Here is a 24,432-nt window from a genome sequence, read left to right as displayed (position 1 = left end):
CCTTAGCCCCCTTCTTACACTTTCACACGCGGGTCCGCGATGCGATACAAAATATCGGACAACAGCGTCCCGATCACGCTCAATATGGCAATCAGCATCGTGAAGCCCATAAGCAGCGGATAATCCCGAAGCGAAAAGGATAGCATATACAGCTGACCGATCCCGGGCCAGTTAAAAATCTTTTCGATAATCAGAGATCCGCCAAACAACGCAGGCAATTCAAAGCCAACGAGCGTAATGGCAGGCAATAATGCATTTCTCAATGCGTGTGTAAAAAGCACCTTTCTTTCCTTTAGACCCTTTGCACGAGCTGTACGGATATAATCTTGCTGGATCACGTCGATCATATTGCTGCGGAAGTAGCGGGTCAGCGACCCCAATCCCAGTAGTGTCATCACGATCACCGGCAAGGTCATATGCTGGAGAACCTCCTTCACATACTCCATGCCTGTAGCGTTACTGCCCGTATTGAGCATCCCGCCCGGTGGCAGCCACTTCAGATCGACCGCCGCAATTTTGATCAGATACAGCCCGATAAAAAAAGATGGAACAGACATCGCGGCAAAAATTAACACCATAACCAACGTATCGAACCATGAATACTGCTTGTAAGCAGCAACCACACCAATAATGACTGCAATCAGCCAGGTCAGGAAGGTGGATACAATGGCCAACAAAAACGAGTTCCAGATATATTCATTAAATAAGGTCAGCACCGGTTTCTGTTGAGCGAGCGAATAGCCGAAATTACCATGCAGCGCATTGCCTAGCCAGTTTCCGTAGCGCTCAAGAATAGGCTTATTCAACCCGTAAATTTCCCTCAGCTCCGCCTTTCTCTCCGGCGACAGCTTCAGATTACCGCTAATGAAGTCTCCCGGTGTCATGGCATACAGGAAAAAAATCATCATCGAAGCGGCCAACAAGATAATAATCATATACGTCAGTCTTTTCGTTAAAAACGAGCTCATGACAGACTCCTTTCAATTCATGGTCGGGCTACTCATTACGCGTCCTCCATTTGGCAGACCCCTTGATCCGAACCTGGCGTTCTTCACAAGGGGCCCGCAAAGATGGCTTATTTAAGGGACCATTCGAACAGATTACCAGACAAGCCAATGAATGGACTGACCTTTACATGTTCCATTCGACCATTGTAAGCATATACAGTCTTCTTGTAGTTGGTGAAAATAACGGGTAGTTCATCATTTAGCAGCACATATAATTCCTTATATATTTTCTTGCGTTCTTCCATATTCGTCGTAGCCAAACCTTTTTCATAGAGCTCTTTGAGCTTCGGATTGTTATATCCCTTGATTTCACCATTGACGAATGGCTCAATTCCATCCGATGGGTCTGTCAGCATGGCGGTCGAGAAGGCGGCAAGATCATAATCTTTACCTTCTACTTTAGCGACCATTGCATTAAAGTCTGCAAAGATTTCCGGTTGCAGGTCAACGCCAATCGCTTTATAGTTCTCAGCCGCAAGCGCAATAAAGGTATCTGTTTCCGGACGTTTGGAGGTCAGCAAGTGAATGGTCAGCTTTTGACCGTTTTTCTCACGTATGCCGTCACTGCCTTCTACCCAGCCTGCTTCATCTAGCAGCTTTTTTGCTTGCTCCGGGTCGTAGTTGTATGGATTGATCCCATCGGTCGTGTATGACCAGAATATAGGAGAAGCCGGAATGTTGGCGACCGCCCCTGCTCCCTGTGCTGCATCAACATAAATGCTTTTGCGATCCAATCCATAGGTCAATGCTTGACGAACCTTTTTATCCTTCAGCTTTTCATTTTCCAGATTGACTTGCAAATATCCGTAGGTGCTCGGGGTATATGGAAGAATATTCAAAAAGCCAAGCCCTTTCAGCTTGTCGATATTTTCCTGCGTTGCAGTGAAGGATGCAAAATCGGTATCACCTGTTTCGATGAATTGCCATGCATCACCTTCCGCTGTCTTATAAATGAAGTGTTTCGTTTTCGGCTTGCCTTTAAAAAAGTGATCATTCGCCTCCAGACGAACTTCTTGCCCCGGAATGAATTTTTCAAGCTTATATGCCCCATTCCCCAATGGGCTACCATGCAGATTTTTAAAATAATCCAGCTGTCCGAACTTATAATCCTTACCGTAGTAAGCTTTGGACAGCACATATTCACCGAGAATGGTTAGAGCCAGCGCGTTCGGCTTTTCCAATGTTACTGAAATAGTCTGTGGATCGATTACCTTAATTCCATCAATTTGCTTTGCCTTGCCTTCCGTGTAGGCTCTACCGCCTTTAATGTTCAGCTTCCGAATTTGGCTGTCGCCAGGATAAGCTTTGTCATAGATCAACGTCCAGGTAAAAGCGACATCCTCTGCTGTCAAAGGCGAGCCATCGCTAAATTGGGTACCGGGAACCAAGTGAAACGTATACGTCAGATTATCCTTGGAAATATCCCAACTCTTCGCTAGATTGGGCAGTGGAAGCCCTTTTTCGTCTACGGTCACCAGCGGAGTCCATAACTGCGAAATGACGTTGCCGTCATAGCCGCTTTGGTTAAAATACGGGGTGAATACCCCGGCCGGGTCAGTTAGACCGACAATAATGGTGTCGTTTCTTTTTTTGGATACTTCCGGCAATTTGGACATATCAGAAGCCTTTACCAGACTTGTTAATGGCTGCGCTGTAGCTACTGTCTGTGTGTCTCCATTGTTTTGAGCAGCAGAATTGTTGGCGCTATCCGATCCCCCATTGGAGCAAGCCGCCAGCAAGGTAGAACTCGCCAGAAGTAGGCTGCTAAGTAAAATAATACTCTTTTTCAACATAATCCCCCCAAATTAAATAATTAAATTCCGATAGAACAAGTTGTGATTAAGAAGATAGTCCTCATTATAGGAATTTATTAGGGTTCTGTAAAGGGAGAACTGCGTTTTTTTATGTAAAAGCTCTGCTTATCAACAACTATTCGAATTTTTGTACAAATATAAATAAAGCCACTTAATCCCTAGTAGTAGATTAAGTGGCTGTCTCTTACTCATTTGCTATACTATTTTTTTACAGCATGGATATAATGAATCGTTTCGAACGCAGACAAATAATCTGTCCTCTCATCAAAGAAAAGACTATTTATTGTATCCGGGGATAGATGTTCATAAATTAGTAAATCTGAAGCTTCTAACATTTCCTCGATTTCATCATAAGCAAAGCATGATTTCATGGGTTCTCCACTTACTGAAGCCATTTTCACCATATTTTCAACTCTATTAAACACGCCTTTCTCTTTAAAAAGGTTTTCATCTGCATAATCAAAAACGATCGAACTCCCTGATGGAACCTTGGTAAACAAATGATTCATTAATGTTGAAATTTCCTCTTTAGTTAAATAATAAGAAACACCCAGAAGGCTAAAGAATGTTTTTTTGTTAACAAACCCTTCATCCAATAGATTAGAATACGAAAACGGATGGGCAAAGTCCATAGAAACCAGATGAAGATTACTTGGTATTTTTAAATTTGCATGAGCTAACCTTTTCTTCTTAGATTCCTGTGTTGCTGGATGATCTATTTCAAATATTTCTAAGCTGTTTTTCAATTCTGGATGTCGAAAACAAAAAGTATCTAACCCGGCTCCAAGTATGACATACTGCTGTAATCCTAACCTAAGTTCATTAAGTAATACTTTTTCACAATACGCGGCACGTGCTAAGGGTGTTGGAGAAAGTTGAACTTGCGTAATCCATTTTAAAATTTCATCTGGATCATCTCTGAACCTTTGCGCAATATCGTCATTGAAAAACGTTATCCCTTCAATCATATTCTTTCTAATATCTGAAAATTCTTTTTGGGAAATTAACTCTTTAACCATAAAATCATCAAAAATTTTGGGTGTGTCATGTTGACTATGATATGCTCGGCCAAAAGCTGCTACTAAGGAAGTTAAACTGGACTCATTTGGCTTCATACATTTATCCTCCTATAAAAACAAAAATAAGATTCCCCTGGCCAGGAGAATCTTATTATAATATCAACTCAAATAAATGTAAATTATAGCATAAACAAATAATTTTGTCAAGGTCCAATCTTATGACTTACCTTCGCTCCATATAGCCAAGGATACTCCCATGCATCTCATCCACAGCCGCAAGCCGTGCACTGTAGCCGAGCAATGTTTCGCCATCAAAATGTGCATGAATGAAGCCAGCGGCACGGAGCTTAAATATATGATCATGCGTGATTCCCTTAGATAGCTTGAGATGTCGGACAATCTCAATAAAGGTTCGCGGAGACTGGCTTTGGTACAAATATTTTAATATCTTGAGCCTGCTCTTCTCTCCTAAACAACGAATCATTCGGTATTCTTGTGGTGATAAAAAGTCGTCCTCCTGAACGTATACACCTGCGGAATAATGACATAACAGAAGTGAGCCAAATTGATAAATAATATTCATCGGCTGAAAATGATATTGCGGTACCAGCAACACCTGCGTTAGTCCTGCGGAAGGCTCGAATCGGAATCCATTAGTTATACGATCCACCCACTCCATAGAGTCATATACGTTCTTCTCCCGCTTTCTGCGTTCAGCTTCCAGTTTCAGGTCGCTGAGAATCCTTGTATCCATGTGACGAAAATACTCCTCGTTCCAGCCGGATAGCAGTTGTAAAGCAAGTTTACGGAGGTTCTCCATGTCGTCAGACAGCGGAATCCCATAGGCTGATACCTGTTGTTTTAATTCCGGTAAAGTCTGGCTTTCCAAGCGGTCTACGACCTCTTCAATGCCCCCCTGATCAGAAAGCATACAGACAAATCCATAAATAACCTTCCAATCTGTATTGATTTCCATGGACTCCAGTAACGCGGACAGACTTGGAGACAGCGTTCCACGCACTTGTTCCGCCCACCCGGATGATAAATCAGTTTTTTTGTAAGCCTTGCGGCAAATAAAAGTGTGTAAGCTGCTGAGCAGTTCAAACACCGGTCCGTATGCTACATGTACATCATAAGGAGCGTTCACGTCGTGACTCATCGCTTTCTGTCCTCTTTTCTTTCATATCTGATGTCAATTATACATACTATCGTACATCCGTTCATTCTTAGTGATTCATTCATGCGAAAATGAAGGCACAATACTGATGCAAAGCCAAAGCCAGATCCGTTAGAGTCAAACTGTTTATCTATAAAACAAAAAAAGGGTATTCGGATTTTATGGTGGAGACAAAATCAAAACATTTGCCTTAAAAATCGGAGAATATGGTGGTATTTTTCTAAAGACTTGATTTGTAGCGATATCTTAGTACAATGGTTTTATGACTACTCAAAAAATAATAAATGACGAGCTCAGAGTCAAAATATTTAAGGCGTTAGCCGATGAAACAAGATTGGACATCATACGAGCTCTATACGCCAGCAAGAAGGAAATGAATTGTGGAGAAGTAGGACATATTCGCGATACTACGAAATCGAATACTTCGTATCACTTGCGTGCTTTAAAGGAGGCGAAATTGATCAAGGTACGAAAAGAAGCTCAAACGAAGTATATGAGCATCGATTTGGAGACATTTCAAACTTACTTACCTGGATTTCTGGATACGTTGTAGAAAGAAATTCTTTTTTTTATTCATTAGTTCAATAATCTTTGAACTATAGAACTAACTAAAAAGGGTGATTAGAATGATCAAATTAACTGCTTTATTTTTCCTCATCATGTTTGTTATCGGTACGGATACGTTTTTGATTTCTCCGCTCATCCCCACTCTTCAGAGCTTGTTTCATATCCCGACTGAATATTCCGGTTGGATGGTGGGGTCTTATGCTTTAGGTTATGCCATTTTTGCACTGATTGCTGGACCGCTTTCCGATGGATGGGACCGCAAAAAAGTAATGCTTGCCGGCATGGTATGCTTCTCGGTTTCAACCATGTTATGCGGCTTTGCCACAGGTTTTTGGTCAATGTTCTTCTTCCGTTTTTTAGCCGGAGTCAGCGCAGCATTTACGGCGCCTCAAGTCTGGGCCTCAATCCCTGCTCTGTTTCCAACGTCAAAAATCGCCAAAGTATCAGGAATCGTCATGGCAGGCTTGGCTGCTTCCCAAGCGTTCGGCATCCCTATTGGAAGTCTGCTTGCCTCAACCCATTGGTATTATCCTTTTTTTACAATCGGTGCATGTGCATTATTGGTAGCAGTATTCATCTTCTATGCTTTGCCCGAAATGAAACCAAATCAAGGCCAAAAAACCAAGACTCCGGTTTTCAGTAGATACATCCCACTATTGAATAGCCGAATGGCGAGAAAGGCTTTCCTCGCTCATTTCTTATTTCAATGTGGATTCTTTGCTGCCTTTTCTTTCATTGGAAAATGGGTGACGGATCGCTTTCACCTTTCAATTGATCAAGCGGGATACGTAATGTTTTTTCTTGGTCTTGGGAATATAGTCGGGAGCTTCGGCGGTGCCTATGTGATCAAAACGTTAAACCGTTTCAATACGCTGGTTGTAGGCTTTCTTGTCTCTATCATATGTTTTATTGTTTTGCCTCTCTTGCCGTCGGTTGCGGCTTTCGAAAGTGTTTACTTTTTCATATTCGTTAACATGGGGATCGCTTTTCCCCTAATATTGGGAATGCTGAATTCATTAAATCCGACCATCCGCGGCACGATCTCCAGCTTGGCCAATTCAATCATGTACGCTGCGACAACGCTCGGTTCTTGGATCGCAGGCCTGATTTACGCGACTTTTAACGGTTTTTCCGCCGTAGGCACGTTTGCGGCTATATGCTTTGCCGGTTCGTTGTTATCTTTTATATTCAGCGGTATTTTGACCAGTCACGCAAAAACAAAAAAGGAACTTGCATCATAAATGCATAGAAGAAATTCATATGGATATTCTAAATCTTTTAAAATTCAACATCCTAAGTATCAGTGAGAATGAATTTGATTTTCTAATACAAGTGGTGACGAACTCTCCACCTTTGGCTTGCCCTCATTGTGGATGCATAGCCAACCTCTACAAACACGATAGCAGGGAACAGATCTGCATGGACTTGCCTATTCACGGCAAGCGTGTAGGCCTTCTTATAAAGCGTCAGAGGTATCGCTGTAGAGACTGCAATCGAACCTTTTGGGAACACTTAAACCACACCATAGACGAAAAGCGAAACTGCACCAAACGATTATTGTCTTATATAGAGAAGCAAAGCCTTAAACGCACATTTGTCAGCATATCCGAGGATGTTGGATTGCATGAAAAAACGATACGTAACATCTTTCGTGATTACATCAATCGTCTTAAAGAAACGCTTCGATTTGAAACTCCTAATTGGCTTGGGATTGACGAAATACACATTATTAAGCCAAGATGCGTTTTAACCAACATTGAGGAACATACTTTGTTAGACGTTTTGCCCAATCGTAACAAGGAAACCGTTGTAGGCTACCTCTCACGCCTTCCAAATCGAGGACAAATACGATACGTCACAATGGATATGTGGCAGCCATATAAGGACGCCGTGAGGGCTATATTGCCAAAAGCTCTTATCATCGTCGATAAGTTTCACGTTGTCCGTATGGCAAACCAAGCGTTAGAAACCATTCGTAAGCAGCTCCGAGAAGGATTATCGCCAAAAGAGCGCCGCGGGCTGATGCACGACCGTTTTATCCTCCTAAAACGTCGTATAGAGCTTACAGAGATGGATAAGATTACGCTTGACCTTTGGACAAAAAATCATCCTTCTCTCGGCACTGCTTATGACTTAAAGGAATCATATTTCGATATTTGGGAATGTAGTAGCAGACAGACGGCATTCCTTAAATACAACGAATGGAAAGTTAAAATACCAACTGAACTGCAATCCGCTTTTGAACCACTTACAAAGGCTATGAAGAACTGGGAACAGGAAATATTCGCCTACTTCGACCATCGCATTACAAACGCTTATACGGAATCTCTAAACAGCCTTGTTCGAGTCATTAATCGTTTAGGCAGGGGATACTCTTTTGAAGCCCTACGAGCCAAGATCTCTTTACAGAGGGACTTAAAAAGCAACGTAAGCCTAAGTACCAGAGGCGGTTTGATAGCTACGATCTACAGGAGGAAAACTTCCCGATGCTTAATATGCCACCTGTTGGAGTTGTTCGTGAGCCAGAAGAAATAATCTTGCTGGGAATCGATTTTTCCACCTTGATCGAGAAATTGGAGAAGGATCAGCTATAAGCCCTTCTCCACCATAAAATCCGAATATCCTAAAAAAGGTTATCTCCCACCAAGAATCGCAGGAAACAACCTTTGAATACCTATATTTCTATTCTACGTATCTTTTATCGGGTAGGAAAACGAGAGGTGTCCTTCTTGACCTGGCTCCAGGTATAACGCAACATCCAGGTATCCCACTCTGTTATTTTAGGAGAATTTCCAGCCCACATAATCGTAGGCATAGGGAACCCACCAGGTGGACGCTCGTGCTCTTCGTAGAAATCAGGCAAGCCAAATCCATGCCCCATCTCATGCTCTGTAATCTGTACTTCATCCGAATTCAAGGTGTTCAGGATATAATCATCATGCATACGTTGTCCCCAGTCACCGCCGGCTCCACCCTGAAAATTAGACGTTCCCCATAAGTACATATCAAACCGCTTGTCCAGTCCACCCGGATAAGTATAGTTAGGGTCCATAAAATGTTCAAATCTCGATAGTGCATTAGGAGCAACCGGAAGTTTAGCAGGAATATCGGGGTCTGTTTTACTTAAGTCATCGGTAATCGTATCTGTGTAAACGATTTCATTAGATTGTTTATTAAGAATCTGCGACGGATTTGCAACGGCCCAGCCAACTATTTTTACAGTAATATGATCATACGGCCAGCCATCATATCCTTTTAACTGCTTATTCCAGTTATTTATTTGGCGACTTAGCATGGAAGCCATATCTTTACGCTGCTGAAGAGTGATATTTTTAGAGGATTGCCAGCGAACTACATAATTGAGTGTTCCTTTGCCTGCATAAATTTGATCAAAAATCAAGTTTTTACGGTTGGTTGAGCCTTCTTTGACCATCCTATTCTTCCAAACCCATTCTACCGAAGGCTTAAATTTAGCAGGTAGTTCAGCGGCAGCCAAGCTATTACTCATTGTTTCTGTATTCGAAGTGCTTTCCAAATCTGAGGCTGCTAAACCGACATTAGCCCCGCCAACCAGTAAAGAAGCAGCCATTACCAATGAAAAAGAAGCCCTGATCATTCCTTTTTTCTTCGGCATTTTTTCAACCTCCGTACCTGTTATTTTTACGAGCACATTTAAAATGACAACGTTTGTTCTCTCACCTACACCCACTCTAAATTTTGAATTAAATAACAATTTTATATTATCATTGGAATAATATACCGTCAAACAAAAAGAGCCCCTCTTAATAGAGAGGGGCTCAGCTCCATAGAGTAGGATCGAGTTCCTACTCTATGGATTTCAATGCCAATTCAGCCAGTGAAGCCAGCAGCTTCGCTGTTCCCGGCAGTGCGTGTTCGTCCAAATCAAAGGAAGGATGATGCCATTCCTGGCTTCCCGCAGTGCCGACAAAGACAAACACACCAGGGATGTTCTTCTGATAAAGCCCAAAGTCCTCGCTTGCCGAGGAAGGTATGGGGCGAACGACCTCCAGACCGACTGCTTCGGCCGCCTGCTCCGCGATCACAGCCAACTTTCTGTCGTTCAGCACAGGTGGCGGACCCTCAATCCAGCGGATGTTCGCTTTCGTACCAAAAGCATCAGCTACGCCCTTGACGACCTGCTCGAAGCGTTTAGCCACCTGAGCTCGAACATTCTCATCAAATGTGCGAATTGTTCCATCCAAATGAGCGCAGTCTGGAATGATGTTCCAGGCACTGCCGCTGTGCAGCTTCGTGACACTGATGACCGCGCTATCGAGCGGATTAACGCTCCGACTCACAATGGATTGCAGCGCCGTGATGATATGTGACGATACCACAATGGGGTCAATTCCTGCATGCGGCACTGCCGCATGTGTGCTCAGGCCCTCCACCTCGATGTAAAATCCGTCTGCCGCTGCCATTAGCGGACCTTCTTTGATGCCGACCGTGCCTACGGGCAAATCTGGCTTGTTATGCAGGCCGAAAATGGCCTGTACCCCTGTCAGCGCACCGCTTTCCACCACTTGGGCAGCGCCTTTGGCTTTCTCTTCGGCTGGCTGGAACACCAGTCGAACCGTCCCCTTCAGCTTCCGCTCCCGCTGCTTCAGCAATACGGCTGCACCTAACAGGGATGCCGTATGAAAATCATGCCCGCAGGCATGCATCTTGCCAGGATATATCGAAGCATAAGGCAATCCCGTCTCCTCCTGGATGGGCAGTGCATCAATGTCTGCACGAAGCGCGACAGTTGGACCGTCCTGCTGTCCGCCGATTTCCGCTACCAATCCGGTACGCAGCGGCACATCCAGAATAGTTATATTCTGTTCTTCGAGCAGGCGGCGAATATAGGCGGTAGTTTCAACCTCCTCGTTAGACAGCTCGGGATAACGGTGCAGATGACGGCGAATTTCTACCAACTTCTGCTCCAAAACCTGCTCCTTCGTCCCGGTTGATCCACTCATCCCTACTCCTCCTTGGTGAATCCATATTGGTTACAACTTTCTTATGTCAATAGTATCTAGGACTGCACAGGCAACCCGGCAAAAGCTTCATGCAACAACTCGAATGAGCGCACACGCTTGTCGATATCCCGTATGCCTGTCGTTACAATCAGCTCATCTGCTTGATACTTCGCTTGAATTTCCGTCAACACAGTAAAGATTTCATCTTTATTTCCTTTGTTAATTTGTGCTTGTGTAACTTCAATTGTATATTCTTCACCCGATTGCTTACCGAATTCCTCTGCACTTTCCAGCGCACCCACCGTAGCCGTTTTGCCACTGGCCAGGTGAATCTTGTACAGCTTCTGCTCACCTGCCAACTCCGCTGCTTCTTCGGAAGTGTCTGCCACAATAACCGATAGCGCAAAAAGTGCCTTCGGCTCACGTCCATAACTGTAATCGAAAGACTCCCGATACGTACGGAATGAATCCAGTGCAACCTGCTCACTACTATTAATAAATTGCGAAAAAACATAGGGTAACCCCAAACGCGCAGCAATTCCAGCACTGTCTGTACTTGTACCCAAAACATAAATCTCTGCTGGTATTTCCGGAATCGGATTTGCCTGTAATCCGGCCAGCGGTCCTTCTTCAGGCGAGACATTATGAATGTAGCGACTTACTTCATCAATTTTCTCTTCGAGAGAAGGTGCATCATGCACGTTGCGTTGTAACGCCTGTGTGGATTTCGGCAACCCGCCTGGCGCACGTCCGATGCCCAAATCTACACGACCCGGTGCAAGAGAGGCTAGCACATTAAAGTTTTCAGCCACTTTATATGGGCTGTAATGCTGAAGCATCACCCCACCAGACCCGATTGTAATACGCTCGGTGCGTGCCAACAGATGGGAAATGAGTACTTCTGGCGATGAGCCTGCAACCTGCTCGGAATCATGATGCTCTGATACCCAAAAGCGCGTGAATCCCAATTCTTCTACACGCTGCGCCAGCTTAATCGTGTTACGAAGGGCCTGTGCCGCCGTTTCACCCTCGTGTATAGGGCTTTGATCCAATACTCCGATTTTAATGCTCATGTCTCCCTCTCCCGTCTAAATTGAATAGTTATATTCTGGTGTAATTCGTTTCAGGAATTGTTGGGTACGCTCCTCTTTGGGGTGGTTAAAAATGGCGTCTGGTGTGCCCTCCTCGATAATATGACCGCCGTCCATAAATACCACATGGTTTGAAACATCGCGCGCAAAGCCCATTTCATGTGTCACGACAATCATGGTTATACCTTCCTTCGCAATCTTACGGATCACCGACAGCACCTCACCCACCAGCTCAGGGTCCAGCGCCGAAGTCGGCTCGTCGAATAAAATCACCTCCGGGTTCAGCGCCAAAGCACGCGCTATGCCGACACGCTGCTGCTGCCCACCGGATAGCTGGCTTGGATAATGATTCAGTTTTTCGCCAAGGCCAACCTTTTCCAGCACTTCAATACTGATTTTTTTCGCTTCCTCCTGCTTAACCTTGCGGACAACAACAAGTCCCTCCATGACATTTTCCAGCGCGGTTTTATGCTTGAACAAATTATATTGCTGGAAGACCATAGCTGTCTTTTTACGCAAGGCCACAACATCCTTCTTCGCAGGTCGCTTGCAATTCACGGTAAAATCTCCAATGCTGACTTCTCCGTCATTCGGCTTTTCCAGATAATTAATGCAGCGTAGCAAGGTTGTTTTTCCTGAACCGCTTGGTCCTAAAATAACGACGACCTCGCCTTTGTTCACGGTCAAATCAATGCCTTTGAGCACTTCATGTTTGCCGAACGACTTTGTAATATTTTGCAGACGGATCATGATGCTCGACCTCCATTAAATACATTGATTTTTTTCTCCACCAAGCCGGATATTCGCTCAATCAATACCGTCAATCCCCAAAATAGCAGGGCTGCCGCAATATACACCTCTAAATATTTCCAGTTTGTGGATGCCAGAATTTCAGCCTGAGCTTGTATTTCTGTGACCGAAACGGTGAAGGCCAAGGTAGAACCATGCAGCATCCCAATAACAGAATTCGTCAGGTTCGGCAAACTCACCACGAATGCCTGCGGAAATACAATGCGTCTCAATACTTGCCATGTCGTCATACCAACCGCATAAGCCGCCTCAATCTGCCCCTTGTTGACCGACTGGATTCCAGAACGGACGACCTCAGACATATAGGCACCACTGGTAATGGAGAACGAAATGAGTGCAAATACCATATAAGGAACATCTTTGGATTGCAGTGACCATCCGAAATGCTTCGCTCCTGCATCAATCAACAAAGGCAAACTGAAATAAATAAGCAGCAGATGCATCAGCATCGGTGTACCTCGGATAAAAGTAACGTAACCGTGAGAGATCTGGGACAGCACAGGAACGTTATAAATTCGTGCCAATGCCGTTATAATCCCGATGACCAACCCTGCCAGCACGGAAACCACTGTAATGATTAAAGTGTTGGGCAACGCGGAGAACAATCCTAAAAAGGCGGTGTATACAAATCCAAAGTCCAGACTCATATGCCTTTACCTCCTTTACTCAGACGAGGACTTCTCAGGTATCGCACCACAAAACCTTTTCGTTTGGCGGGCTCTTTCTGTACTGAATCTCTATGCTCATGCCGGAGAAGTGTATTTTCCAGCACCTTGAATAATTTTTGTACAATTAGACTGATCACTAGATAGATAAGGGACAACGCGATATACGTTTCCACAAAATGCTGGGTAGCCGAACCCAATGTTTGCGATTTTCCTGTCATCTCCATCGCACCGATCGTAAACGCCAGCGAAGTATCCTTCAGATTGCCAATGACCAGATTGGAAAATACCGGAACCACTACAGCCAACGCTTGCGGCAAGATGATACGTGTAAAAGTTTGATAGCCTGACATGCCGACTGACTGTGCAGCCTCGATTTGTCCCCGATCTACAGCACCTACGCCAGACCTGATAATTTCGGAAATAAAGGCTCCACTATTGAGCGCGTAGGTCGCTACGGCAAACCACAACACATCCCATCTGGAGGAATTGATATCCACCAGCTTTAGTAGCTCTGGCAGGCCGTAATACACCAGAAACAATTGAATTAGAATCGGGGTCCCACGGAAAAAGGAAACATACACCTGAGAAACACGTTTGAGAAATGGAATGTTATACATGCGAGGCAGCGCAACCAACAGACCAATGATCAGTCCCAACACAAGCGAGCTTGCCACAATAAACAAGGTGATGTGCAAATAGGACAGCATTTTCGGGATAAAGCTAAAAACATAATCAATATTGAACTCTCTGCTCATATGCCTGCCTCCTTTCTATACATCAGCGGTCAGAATACATAAAGTACCCTGACCGCTGAACTGTACAAGTCTATCCTTACTTTTTACTGCTGGTACTCTCTTTTTTCACATCCTCCAGGGACTTCGTGAAGTCCTCTCCAAGCCATTTAATGCTCAGCTTCGACAGCGTACCGTCGTCCTTCACTTCCTGAATGGCTTTGTCCAGGTCATCCGCCAATCCTTGCTCATTTTTGTTCAGTACATACAGTACATCTGATTGAGTCAAAGGATCACCAACGGTTTTCAGAGCTACTTCTCCTTTTTCATCGGTGTTAAAACGGTTCGCAAAGTCTGTCGTAACGGTAGCATCTATACGGCCGCTCGTAATTTGTTGCACCGTATCATTGGCTGCACCACTCGTATACACGATATTCAGAGCATCTCCGTGGGTTTTGTTATATTCTTTCAGCACATACGCCGCATTACTGGTTGGACTGGTAAGTACCTTTTTCCCTTTCAAATCATCAATGGAATGAATGCTATTATTATCCTTCGCTACGGCTACTCTGTTTAGAAAAATGCTATACGGATTTTTGTTGAACAGATACTTGGCTTCGCGTTCCGGGTTTTTTTCCATTTGATGCGATACCAGATCAATCTTGCCGGCATCGAGACTGAGCAGCAAATTTCCAAAATCCATCGTTTTGAATTCAAACTCGTATTGAGGTAGGCGCTTGTCCAGCTCCTTAATCAGCTCCACATCAAAGCCTGTTAAATTTCCGTTTTCGTCAATAAAGCATACATTTTTAAATTGAGTGCCTGTGCCTACAATAATTTTCTTCACGTCTCCGCTTGAACCTGACGCACTAGACGTGTCATCTGAGGAACCGCAGCCTGCCAACACCAGAATGATTGCCATAACAGACAATATTGCAAACCACTTTTTCATATGAATCCCCCTCATCTCTTTGCATATCAGCAGTTTGCGACATACATGGTAGCTATAACATTTAATAATTAACAATTCCTATAAATTTAATTGGTTTTAGGATGTGATTAATTTAACACCTGTAATCCAATACGTCAATCCACCAACCTATAGGACTTTTCTATAACAAAACAGCCTCTCTGAAGCCTTCTGTCAGTGCATCTGCAAAATCGAAGGACACTGCGCAGTCTTCTTTGGTTGCGATTATGCTAATCTGCATAGATACCCCAGCCACCTCCGGAACATGAACACGGAACAGCTTCTGATCCTTCACTTCACGGTTCACACAGACATCCGGCAAAAAGGCAATGCCCGCTTCTTGCAATACCAGCTTTTTGGCCGTGACCACATTGTCTACCTGAAAAGCAATATCCGGTGGCTGCTCCAGTGATTCAAAAGATCGATGAATCCTCATCCAATCTAATGAGCCGCATTCAAAAAATACCAGGGTTTCACGCTGGATATCCTGTATGCTGGCCTTTCCTGTCTTCGTAAACGGGTGGCCTTCATATACATACAGGGAAATCGGATCTTCATAAAAGGCAAGCGTACGAATAGCCGGATGCATCACTTTACGGACAAAACTAATGTCTACCTCACGGTTCAACAGCTTATGTAGCAGTTGATCCGTCGTAGCGGTCACAATTTTGTAGTTAACCTCCGGATAGCGAGCACGAAGCTGCTTTAGTATTTCAGGAATGATATAGTTCGACACCGATATCGTGCAGCCAATTCGAATTTGCTGAGGGGCTTTCTTGCGCTGTTGAAGCTTTTGCTTCCCTTTTTGCAGCACTTGCAGCATCTGCTCCGCATAAGGAAGGAACTTTCGTCCATCCTCCGTCAGAATCGTTTGTTTGCTTTGGCGGTCGAATAACTTACACTCAAGCTCGCGTTCCAGCGTCTGAATCCGGGCTGTGACAGAGGGCTGTGATAAGAACAACGCTTCTGCCGCCTTGTTAAAGCTTCCATAATGATTCACGTATACAAAGGCTTCAATATTCTCGATATTCATACGCAAGTCCCCCAGTAAGTTTTATATACATTTATCCAATGAGTTAACTTGGTTTTTTGTATCATAAAACTCACTGAACGACCTGTCAATGGAAATATTGAAAATATCTATAACTTCAATAGCTCATTGAGTTCTTTAACAGAACGTTCCAATCGTACAATCAACTCTTCGGACAATCCATATGCTCCACCTGGCAGACGCTCGACCCACTGATCCACTGCATACACCCCACCAAGAATATGTCTTCCCCCCAGTGCGCTTAGAACCGGCTTCAGGGCATAGTCAATGACCAGCAGATGGGCCAGTGTACCGCCGATAAATAAAGGCAAGACAGGTTTCCCTCTCAGCGCCTCCTGCGGAACCAGATCCAGAAATATTTTCAATAGCCCTGAATAGGCCGCTTTATATACTGGCGAAGCCACAATGACGGCATCCGCTGCTGCAATCAACGCAAGCGCTGCTATGACGTCGGGACTATTAAAGTTAGCTTTGATCAAATCCTCAGCTGGCAGGTCGACCACATTCAGTAATGTAACCTCCGCTCCAGCCTCTCGTAACTGCTCAGTTGTATAGTGAATCAAACCATATAAACGGGAATGTGTAGACGGACTGCCCGATAGGATGACAACCTTGGACATCTCATTCCCTCCTTCTGTTATGCGTCAACTTTCACTTTGGATCTGGCTGCTGTATAACGATTCTCAGGAATAGGCACGCCCAGGTTTTCACGCAGTGTGTTAAATTCATAATCCTGACGATAAATGCCACGCTCCTGCAAAATAGGCACAACTAGATTTACGAAATCATGCAGGCCCGTTGGCACATCGGAACCGATAATGAATCCGTCTGCCCCTTTCCTTTCAAACCACTCTTGCACTCGATCTGCCACCTGCTCAGCAGTTCCGATAAAAGAGGTTCTCGGCGTAGCTGCACGTAACGCAACCTCACGCAGCGTCAAATTCTGTTCCTTGGCTGTTCGTTTGATTTTATCTGTACCGCTGCGAAATGAATTACTGCCAATACCATCAAGCTCAGGGAATGGCTCATCCGGCGGATATTGTGAGAAATCATGATGATCGAAGAAACGCCCCAAATATTTTAACGCAGCCTCAATTGTTACTAAATTGGTAATCTCCTCATACTTACGTTCCGCTTCCTCTGGCGTGCTGCCAATAATCGGCGAAATGCCCGGCAAAATGACAATATCCTCTTCCGCTCTGCCATAGCGTACTGCACGTTCCTTCACATCACGGTAAAACTGCTGTGCTTCCTCCAATGTTTCATGTCCTGTAAATACGGCATCCGCTTCCTTGGCAGCCAGGTTTTTGCCATCTTCTGAGGAACCTGCCTGGAAAATAACCGGCTGTCCCTGCTTGGATCGTCCAATGTTTAGCGGACCCTGCACAGAGAAAAACTCACCTTTGTGGTTCAGTGTATGCAGCTTGTCGGGATCAAAGAATACGCCGGCTTCCTTATCACGAACGAACGCATCCTCTTCCCACGAGTCCCACAGTCCTTTAGTAACCTGTAAATATTCATCGGCAATTTTATAGCGCTGTGGATGCGATGGATGCTCACCTTTGTTAAAGTTAAGAGCAGAACCTTCCAGCGGGGAAGTCACCACATTCCAGCCTGCACGACCTCCGCTAATATGATCAATGGAAGAAAACTGGCGTGCTACCGTGAACGGTTCGCTATAGGAAGTCGACAATGTGCCAACTAATCCGATATGCTTCGTCACCCCAGCCAAAGCAGACAAAATCGTAATTGGCTCAAAACGGTTCAGAAAGTGAGGAATGGATTTTTCGTTAATAAACAGACCGTCTGCGATAAATACGAGATCAAACTTCCCTTCCTCTGCCTTTTGTGCCTGCGTTTTATAAAAATCAAAATTAACACTTGCATCCGCAGGTACATCAGGGTGACGCCAAGTCGTCATGCTTCCCCCAACACCGTGAATAATCGCACCCAATTTAATTTGTCTATTCTTAGCCATGACGCTTCCACCTCTCTTGAATATAATTGTTATACCGCTTGATTATAACTTTCCAGCACTTTACCCAGCTCTTCCAGATCCGGGTTAAGAAGTGCTTCATATTTGTTATCTCCACCTATCTCTACGACAGGAACATAACGAATACCATATTTGGTCTCCAACACATCACGCAGTGCATCATTTCCGTCCACCTGGATATTTTCATACGGCTGATTTTGGGATTCCAGGTACGATTTGATCTCTCCACAAAAATGACAGCCGGTTTTGCTCCACACTACAACTTTAGGTTTGGACGACATATACATACCTCCGTGAGTTTAATGTTTATAATCCCGATGAATTAAATAAGAATTATATCTATAATGTATCCTGCTCCCTCTTTTCCGTCAATCGCTTGTGTAATAGACAATGGTAATTGAACGATAGAAAATTTTAATTTTATATTGTATTTAATCGGTTTGGTGACAGCCTGTATATTTAAATTTAGATAAATTGGAGTTTAAATGGGACTTGGCGCGGACATCCTTGGAATAGTAGCGCCCTTGTGGCGAAATGAAATGAGGTTGAACAAATGCAGGAATGGACCATTGTAGCTTTACGTACGTTATTAGCCATCGTTATTCTTTTTGTGATTACCAAGATTCTCGGAAAACGTCAGGTATCACAGCTTTCCTTGTTCGAATATATAACCGGAATCACCATCGGTAACTTGGCTGCTTCTATACCTTTGGAACGCGAATCCTCCTGGTACTTGGGTACCGTATCGTTAGCCGTATGGGTACTGACAACACTTTGCATTGAATTTTTGCAAATTAAAAGCAAGAAAGTCAGGGATTTATCAGATGGAAAGACGACAGTTCTAATCAAAGACGGCAAAATTTTAGAGGATAATCTGAGAAAGGAACGACTTACCCTAGATGAATTGATGGAGCAGCTACGAAGTAAGAATGTGTTCAAAGTAGCTGATGTAGAATTTGCTCTTATGGAAACTAGTGGCGAAGTCAATGTGCTGTTAACCAAAGACAAGCAGCCTGTGACGCTTAAGGATCTGAATATGCTGCAATTACCGGAGAAGGAACCCACAGCTGTCATTATGGACGGACAACTCATGGAACAACAAATGGCATATATGGGGATTACTCAGCAATGGCTGGATGCCAAGCTAAAGGAAAAGAGTTTGACGGTCAAAGATGTGTTTTTTGCCCAGGTGGACACGCAAGGAGAACTATATATTGACCAATATAGTGATAATGTACAACAGTCCAAGGTACAAGACTCTAATCAAGCTGTACTGACTCTTTTGGAACAATGCACTACAGAACTGCAAAAGCTAGCATCTGGTTCCAGTGAGCAGCAAAGAAAACAGCTATACGAGCAATGCTCACAAAGTTTGAAAGAAGCTATTCAAGAGATGAAACCGATAAATACATCTAATTCCTGACACATACGAATGGCCCGTAAGAATAAACTCCAGAAACACCCCTGCTTTCTATCAAATTTGCTGAAACAAACATAGCGACGTAAAGGCTCTGATGTTCGAAGAAAATAAAGTTGTAGACTGGAGTTGCTGATTTTACGCGATTGTCCACTTCAAAGGTCGTCATCTTTTGAGAAATATGTTTTAGACTGACCGACAAATGCAACAGCGGCAGATAAGGACGCGAAAATAAAATCCTAGACTGGCCGCTGTTGTGGTCAACATTCAACTTTCGTGTCCCGTTAGTCTAATAACTCTGCAGTTTGTAAGAAAGCGTCCAGCCGCTCCTTTTGAAGAAGATGATGACGGTAATGCATCTCCACCATCGTGAACCATTCGACCGCGTTTAACGCGCCGAAGGCTACGGCCGGATGAGTCGCCTTTCGCTGCAGCCGCTCTGGGTCTATGTTCTGTAGCGACGCCCCAATCTCATGCATGCGGCGCCTTGCTTCCTCCAGCTTGGCGACAAGCTGCTCCTTGCTCTCTGGCTGAGGAGGCGTATGTTGCAAGTCGGCAGGTACCTGAATGCGAATCGGTGGGAAGCTCCCTTGCTCAAACACGGCATGACCGGCCTCCGTCTTCCCGCCGCCCTCCTCGCTGCCGCCACCGAGCGCCATGCACTGCTCCGCAAGACGGAGCTGCAAGTTCAGCGTGGAATGGGGCAGATGCAGGTACATTTGCCCAAGCGACCATTCGTTCTCGCTTGGCTTGCGACACAGTTCCGCCAGACTATACTTGTCCAGCTCCCGAACATAATGCTTCGAAATCTCGTCGAACCTTACCAAAATATCCTTAATCCCTATGTTCTTGTTCATCAAGATCATCTCCTCGAATACTGAATTACTCTCATCATATGAGAGGGCTCAAGAATAAAGCATATTTGTAGCTTATATCTTTTATACTTTATTTTCCAGTCTAAAACTATATTTTCTAATTGCACCGGCCGCCGTCGCCAGTGCGCCAGTCTATAACTTTATTGATCTCAGTCTTGTTCTTTATTGTTTAGTCTAAAACATTATTATTCGCTAACATCTGACTCTTTCCTAAACGTCATACACTTAGCCAATGGATTTGGAAAATGAAAAATCAAGAAGACGTTTCCAGATGTACCAGAAACGTCTTCTTGATTTTTTTACAGATTAATATGACCCAACAAGGTAAGGAGTCCCATATTTCTTCTTAAATCATTCTCCCAAATGAACTCGTAAGCTGTTGTTTAGTAGTACCAGCCATGCTGTAGGTAATTGTACCGAGCGCTTGTAGTCTAAACCCACCATTGTATAAATCATGATGAACTTCTTTCGCCTGTGTCGAACCTATATCAACGCTTGCATAACCAGTGTCAGCAATAGCCCGGTTAATCACCACTATTTCCGCTCATTTCATGGTTGCTGTTCCCCTTTACTGTTTCCTCTTGCAGAGGCAGCAATACTGTAAACGCCGTTCCTTCCCCCACCTTGCTGGACACAGAAATAGAGCCGCTATGCATCTCCGTTATTTTATGGGCGATGGAAAGTCCCAAGCCGCTACCTCCTGCGGTTCGGGTTCGTGACTTGTCTGCTTTATAAAATCGTTCGAAAATGCGCTGTTGATCCTGTTCATTGATACCCGGTCCTGTATCAGTAATGCAGACAACTGCCTGATTACCATTACTTGAAAGAGAAACAGATATGCTTCCACCCTGTGGGGTGAATTTAATAGCATTGTGAAGGAGATTCACCCACACCTGGCACATTAGAGCCTCGTCCGCGTTGACCTCAACGTTATGGGTGTCCACAATCATGTCAATTTGTTTAGCCTCCCATTGCGGTTCGCAGGCGAGGATAAGCGAGATCAGTTGCTTGTTCAGCCGATAAGAGGACGGATGAAACGGATGCCGCTCCGAATCCAGCACCGCCAGCTTCATCAGATTATCGCTTAGCTTGGATAGACGAATACACTCTGTCTCAATAATCGTCAAATATCGGTCTCGCTGCTCCCGATCCAGATTATCGTCCTTGAGCGCCTTAGCAAAACCAATGATTGAGGTCAGGGGCGAGCCAATTTCATGGGATACATTTGAAATAAACGCCTCCCGCAGTTCTTCCATGACCTTCAGATTTGCCGCCATATCATTAATGCTGTCCACCAGCTGTACATAAGGATGTGTCCTATCATGGTTTCCGTTTCTCGTGCCAAAGTTCCATCCCAGATTTATGTGAAAATCCCCTTCTGAAATTCGCTTTAAAGCATCGATCATTTCGGTAAAAAAATGCTGTTCTCTAGGCTGGATAAAGCGCCTCACAGTCATACTAATTATACCGAAAAAGAAAAAGCCAAGTGTCGCATTAATAAGATAGACGAACAATTCATGCGGAGTCCATGACAAGCGTGAATAGATCACCGCCGTAATAAAATACGCAGCAGTCCAGCTAAGATACAGCACCAATAACACGAGCATGAATCTTGCAAGGATACGAAGGAACCCCGGTTCCCGCTTCATTGCCTTATCTCCAGCCGATACCCCAATCCCCGGATCGTACGGATCGCAAAGGATTGGGTTGCCTCCGGAAATCGTTCCCGAAGGCGCTTGATATGCACATCAACCGTTCTTTCGTCTCCCTCGTAATCATAACCCCAGATCTGTTCGATCAAATGGTCGCGTGTAAAGGTTTTGCCAGGATAGCTGGCCAGCTTGAAGAGCAGTTCAAATTCCTTGCGTGGCAGGGTAATTTCCTGCTCTCCAGCCTGACACTCAAATGTATCGCTGCGCAGGACAAGATCTCCGACAGTCACCGATTTTGAAGCCATGATCCGATAGCGTTTTAGTAAAGCCTTTACGCGTGCAACAAGCACCATAGGATCGAAGGGCTTAACAAGATAATCGTCCGTTCCAAGCGCGAAGCCTTTTACAATCTGTGACGTCTCGCCTTTGGCAGTAAGCATCAGCAGCGGCAGGTCGGTCTGCTCGCGCAGCTTACGGCACAGCTCCCAGCCATCCATCCCTGGCATCATGATATCGAGGACAAGCAAATCGACCTTAGTTTCATCAAACAAGCGCATAGCGTCCAAACCATCCACCGCCTCGACGACTTCCAGACCTTCCAGTCTCAGAAAGTGTCCGACGAGTTCACGAATATGCGGGTCATCATCAACCACTAATACACGTGTCATTTTAACCCCCTAACTACAGACTAACTCTGCCTTGAATCTCTCATCCTCGTCAAGAGTTCCCCTTCCTATGCTTTACGCATATAAGCACGAACTGTAAGCGGGGCAAAGATCGCCACAATAACTGCCGCCCCAAGCAAAGAGATCGCCAGTTCTCCGCCAATCATCCCCGTATTCGCAAGCTCTCTAACCGCGTTCACAAGATGTGAAATCGGGTTGACGTTCACAAACCACTGTAGCCAGCCAGGCATAGTATCTACAGGCACAAATGCGTTGGAAATAAAGGTAAGTGGAAACAGAACAATCATGGAGATACCCTGTACACTTGAGGCCGTGCGGGCAATCACGCCAAAGAAGGCGAATATCCAGCTGACCGCCCAGGAACACACGATGACCAGAAGTGCAGCGATCGCAACACTCAGCAGTCCTCCCTCTGGTTGATACCCCAAAATATACCCCATGGCAAAGGTAAGTACAGTCGCAATAGTATAACGAAGACTGTCGGCCAGCAGAGCTCCAGCCAAAGGGGCAATACGTGCGATCGGAAGTGACTTGAACCTGTCGAACACTCCCTTGTCCATATCCTCCCGCAGTTGCACACCGGTAACGACGGAGGTCGAGATGACTGTTTGGACGAGGATGCCTGGAATGATGACCGGTAGATAATGCTGCACGTCTCCTGAGATAGCCCCGCCAAAGATATAGGTAAACATAAGAGTAAAAATAATCGGCTGGAGCGTGACATCAAACAACTGCTCAGGAGTATGCCTGATCTTCAGAATGCCCCGGTAGGCCATCGTCATGGAGTTGGCGAACGCCTGTTTGAAACTCACAGACTTTTTCAAGGTGCGATGAGAATCTGTCATAGCAGTAGCGTTTTTCATGCTCTCACCCCCTCTACGGCATGTGCTTCATGGGCCGTCTGCTGCTCATTTACTTGTACGCCTTGGCCAGTGATGGACAGAAACACCTGGTCAAGCGTTGGCTTTTGCACACTCATCTCTGCCAGGTGAATTTCTCCGGCACGGAGAGCAATCAGCAGGTCCGTCACCCGATCGGCATTAGCCATCGGAGAAATAATTTTTCCAGCCTCCACCGACACGCTGGACTTGACTGAAAGCACTTGTTCAACGATTCGAGCAGCCCTTCCGATATCCTGTTGATTTTGCACTCTGAGTTGCAGAGTTGACGACCCCACTGCCGCTTTCAGTTCATCTACCGTCCCCTCGGCGACTACCCGACCATGATCGATCACCGCAATTCGATCAGCAAGCTGATCCGCCTCATCGAGATACTGGGTCGTGAGCAATACGGTGGAACCCGTCTTCACCAGACGCCGGATCGTGTCCCACATCTGAACACGCGTGCGCGGGTCCAGTCCGGTAGTCGGCTCATCCAGAAAGATTAGTGGCGGCTTGGCAATAAGACTTGCGGCCAAATCCAGTCGGCGGCGCATGCCTCCGGAGAAATGCTTTAACGGTCGCTTGGCTGCTTCAGACAATCCAAATTCCTCTAGCAGCTCCGCTGCCTTATGACGTGCCTCAGCACGTTCCAGTCCGAGCAGCCTGGAGAAAATAATCAGATTCTCGGTAGCACTAAGCGACTCATCGACCGATGCGTACTGACCCGTTACGCCAATTAATTGACGAACAACCTGCGGTTCCTTTACTGCATCGTGTCCAAAAATAAGCGCCGATCCCCCATCAGGTCGCAATAACGTTGACAGCATTCGGATGGTCGTCGTCTTACCTGCCCCATTGGGACCAAGCACTCCGTAGATCGTGCCGGCACGCACATTTAGATCGACACCATGTACCGCATACTTATCACCAAAAGTTTTAACTAGTCCTCTTGCTTCAATGGCCAGGGTTTCTTTTTTGTCTGTATAATCCACTTTCATTTCCTCCCTACAACGATTTCTATAGAGAGAATAATCCACT

23 protein-coding genes and 1 pseudogene are annotated in these 24,432 nt (G+C 45.1%); 4 read left to right on the top strand and 20 right to left on the bottom strand.

The features are described 5' to 3' along the window. Positions 1 to 14: 14 nt before the first annotated feature. The 4 genes from EGM68_RS11135 to EGM68_RS11120 form a co-directional block, all read right to left on the bottom strand. Positions 15 to 968: an ABC transporter permease gene (locus tag EGM68_RS11135; protein ID WP_058829582.1), complete on the bottom strand. Its 954-nt coding sequence runs from the start codon at positions 966 to 968 to the stop codon at positions 15 to 17. A gap of 107 nt (positions 969 to 1,075) precedes the next feature. After that, positions 1,076 to 2,800: an ABC transporter substrate-binding protein gene (locus tag EGM68_RS11130; protein WP_129549162.1), complete on the bottom strand. Its 1,725-nt coding sequence runs from the start codon at positions 2,798 to 2,800 to the stop codon at positions 1,076 to 1,078. Positions 2,801 to 3,021: 221 nt separating this feature from the next. Beyond that, positions 3,022 to 3,936, bottom strand: coding sequence for a class I SAM-dependent methyltransferase (locus tag EGM68_RS11125; protein ID WP_058829580.1), 915 nt, complete (start codon positions 3,934 to 3,936; stop codon positions 3,022 to 3,024). A gap of 127 nt (positions 3,937 to 4,063) precedes the next feature. Beyond that, positions 4,064 to 4,999, bottom strand: coding sequence for an ArsR family transcriptional regulator (locus tag EGM68_RS11120; protein WP_129549161.1), 936 nt, complete (start codon positions 4,997 to 4,999; stop codon positions 4,064 to 4,066). Between the two features lie 280 nt (positions 5,000 to 5,279). On the opposite strand from EGM68_RS11120, the gene EGM68_RS11115 reads away from it, so the two are divergent. The 3 genes and pseudogenes from EGM68_RS11115 to EGM68_RS11105 all read left to right on the top strand — a co-directional run bounded on the left by EGM68_RS11115 (position 5,280) and on the right by EGM68_RS11105 (position 8,178). Then, positions 5,280 to 5,570, top strand: coding sequence for an ArsR/SmtB family transcription factor (locus EGM68_RS11115; RefSeq protein ID WP_058710457.1), 291 nt, complete (start codon positions 5,280 to 5,282; stop codon positions 5,568 to 5,570). A 73-nt stretch (positions 5,571 to 5,643) separates the two neighbouring features. Beyond that, positions 5,644 to 6,825, top strand: a complete 1,182-nt coding sequence (locus EGM68_RS11110) for an MFS transporter (RefSeq protein WP_129549160.1) — start codon at positions 5,644 to 5,646, stop codon at positions 6,823 to 6,825. Positions 6,826 to 6,844: 19 nt separating this feature from the next. After that, positions 6,845 to 8,178, top strand: a pseudogene (locus EGM68_RS11105) (ISL3 family transposase). A gap of 104 nt (positions 8,179 to 8,282) precedes the next feature. On the opposite strand, the gene EGM68_RS11100 reads toward EGM68_RS11105, so the two are convergent. From EGM68_RS11100 to EGM68_RS11050, 11 genes are all read right to left on the bottom strand, one after another. Next, positions 8,283 to 9,218 carry a dockerin gene (locus EGM68_RS11100; protein WP_129549159.1) on the bottom strand — a complete coding sequence of 312 codons (936 nt, stop codon included), beginning with the start codon at positions 9,216 to 9,218 and terminating at the stop codon, positions 8,283 to 8,285. A 190-nt stretch (positions 9,219 to 9,408) separates the two neighbouring features. Then, positions 9,409 to 10,566 (bottom strand): amidohydrolase, encoded by a 1,158-nt coding sequence (locus tag EGM68_RS11095; protein ID WP_129549158.1) that lies wholly within the window; start codon positions 10,564 to 10,566, stop codon positions 9,409 to 9,411. 56 nt (positions 10,567 to 10,622) lie between these two features. Then, positions 10,623 to 11,639 (bottom strand): LLM class flavin-dependent oxidoreductase, encoded by a 1,017-nt coding sequence (locus EGM68_RS11090; protein ID WP_129549157.1) that lies wholly within the window; start codon positions 11,637 to 11,639, stop codon positions 10,623 to 10,625. Between the two features lie 15 nt (positions 11,640 to 11,654). After that, a complete protein-coding gene (locus EGM68_RS11085) occupies positions 11,655 to 12,407 on the bottom strand; it encodes an amino acid ABC transporter ATP-binding protein (protein ID WP_025679088.1) in 753 nt (250 codons plus the stop codon). Continuing rightward, a complete protein-coding gene (locus EGM68_RS11080) occupies positions 12,404 to 13,114 on the bottom strand; it encodes an amino acid ABC transporter permease (protein WP_013370901.1) in 711 nt (236 codons plus the stop codon). The genes EGM68_RS11085 and EGM68_RS11080 overlap by 4 nt, the downstream gene beginning before the upstream one ends. After that, the gene (locus EGM68_RS11075; protein ID WP_019687081.1) at positions 13,111 to 13,890 is read right to left on the bottom strand and encodes an amino acid ABC transporter permease; all 780 of its coding nucleotides are present in this window, start codon (positions 13,888 to 13,890) and stop codon (positions 13,111 to 13,113) included. The genes EGM68_RS11080 and EGM68_RS11075 overlap by 4 nt, the downstream gene beginning before the upstream one ends. A 76-nt stretch (positions 13,891 to 13,966) precedes the next feature. Then, positions 13,967 to 14,818 carry a transporter substrate-binding domain-containing protein gene (locus EGM68_RS11070; RefSeq protein WP_040101477.1) on the bottom strand — a complete coding sequence of 284 codons (852 nt, stop codon included), beginning with the start codon at positions 14,816 to 14,818 and terminating at the stop codon, positions 13,967 to 13,969. Between the two features lie 160 nt (positions 14,819 to 14,978). Then, complete coding sequence (locus tag EGM68_RS11065) at positions 14,979 to 15,869, bottom strand: LysR family transcriptional regulator (RefSeq protein WP_129549156.1); 891 nt, start codon at positions 15,867 to 15,869, stop codon at positions 14,979 to 14,981. A gap of 107 nt (positions 15,870 to 15,976) precedes the next feature. Further along, positions 15,977 to 16,507 carry an NADPH-dependent FMN reductase gene (gene ssuE, locus EGM68_RS11060; RefSeq protein WP_129549155.1) on the bottom strand — a complete coding sequence of 177 codons (531 nt, stop codon included), beginning with the start codon at positions 16,505 to 16,507 and terminating at the stop codon, positions 15,977 to 15,979. A gap of 17 nt (positions 16,508 to 16,524) precedes the next feature. Beyond that, positions 16,525 to 17,865 carry an LLM class flavin-dependent oxidoreductase gene (locus EGM68_RS11055; RefSeq protein WP_025679075.1) on the bottom strand — a complete coding sequence of 447 codons (1,341 nt, stop codon included), beginning with the start codon at positions 17,863 to 17,865 and terminating at the stop codon, positions 16,525 to 16,527. A 29-nt stretch (positions 17,866 to 17,894) separates the two neighbouring features. Next, positions 17,895 to 18,164 carry a glutaredoxin family protein gene (locus EGM68_RS11050; RefSeq protein WP_013370895.1) on the bottom strand — a complete coding sequence of 90 codons (270 nt, stop codon included), beginning with the start codon at positions 18,162 to 18,164 and terminating at the stop codon, positions 17,895 to 17,897. A 272-nt stretch (positions 18,165 to 18,436) separates the two neighbouring features. On the opposite strand from EGM68_RS11050, the gene EGM68_RS11045 reads away from it, so the two are divergent. Then, positions 18,437 to 19,306, top strand: coding sequence for a DUF421 domain-containing protein (locus tag EGM68_RS11045; protein WP_025679071.1), 870 nt, complete (start codon positions 18,437 to 18,439; stop codon positions 19,304 to 19,306). 278 nt (positions 19,307 to 19,584) lie between these two features. Here the strand turns inward: EGM68_RS11045 and EGM68_RS11040 are convergent, their stop codons facing one another. The 5 genes from EGM68_RS11040 to EGM68_RS11020 all read right to left on the bottom strand — a co-directional run bounded on the left by EGM68_RS11040 (position 19,585) and on the right by EGM68_RS11020 (position 24,392). Then, positions 19,585 to 20,157, bottom strand: a complete 573-nt coding sequence (locus EGM68_RS11040) for a DinB family protein (protein ID WP_102163803.1) — start codon at positions 20,155 to 20,157, stop codon at positions 19,585 to 19,587. Positions 20,158 to 20,699: 542 nt separating this feature from the next. Further along, a complete protein-coding gene (locus EGM68_RS11035) occupies positions 20,700 to 21,824 on the bottom strand; it encodes a sensor histidine kinase (RefSeq protein WP_025679067.1) in 1,125 nt (374 codons plus the stop codon). Then, positions 21,821 to 22,495, bottom strand: a complete 675-nt coding sequence (locus EGM68_RS11030; protein WP_058829568.1) for a response regulator transcription factor — start codon at positions 22,493 to 22,495, stop codon at positions 21,821 to 21,823. Before EGM68_RS11030 ends, EGM68_RS11035 begins: the two co-directional genes overlap by 4 nt. A 65-nt stretch (positions 22,496 to 22,560) precedes the next feature. Further along, the gene (locus tag EGM68_RS11025) at positions 22,561 to 23,376 is read right to left on the bottom strand and encodes an ABC transporter permease (protein WP_025679063.1); all 816 of its coding nucleotides are present in this window, start codon (positions 23,374 to 23,376) and stop codon (positions 22,561 to 22,563) included. Beyond that, positions 23,373 to 24,392 carry a daunorubicin resistance protein DrrA family ABC transporter ATP-binding protein gene (locus EGM68_RS11020; RefSeq protein WP_025679061.1) on the bottom strand — a complete coding sequence of 340 codons (1,020 nt, stop codon included), beginning with the start codon at positions 24,390 to 24,392 and terminating at the stop codon, positions 23,373 to 23,375. The genes EGM68_RS11025 and EGM68_RS11020 overlap by 4 nt, the downstream gene beginning before the upstream one ends. Between the last annotated feature and the right edge of the window lie 40 nt (positions 24,393 to 24,432).

The organism is Paenibacillus sp. M-152, assembly GCF_003856555.1.
GTDB lineage: Bacteria > Bacillota > Bacilli > Paenibacillales > Paenibacillaceae > Paenibacillus > Paenibacillus polymyxa_C.
This window is presented reverse-complemented; position numbering and strand designations above follow the sequence as displayed.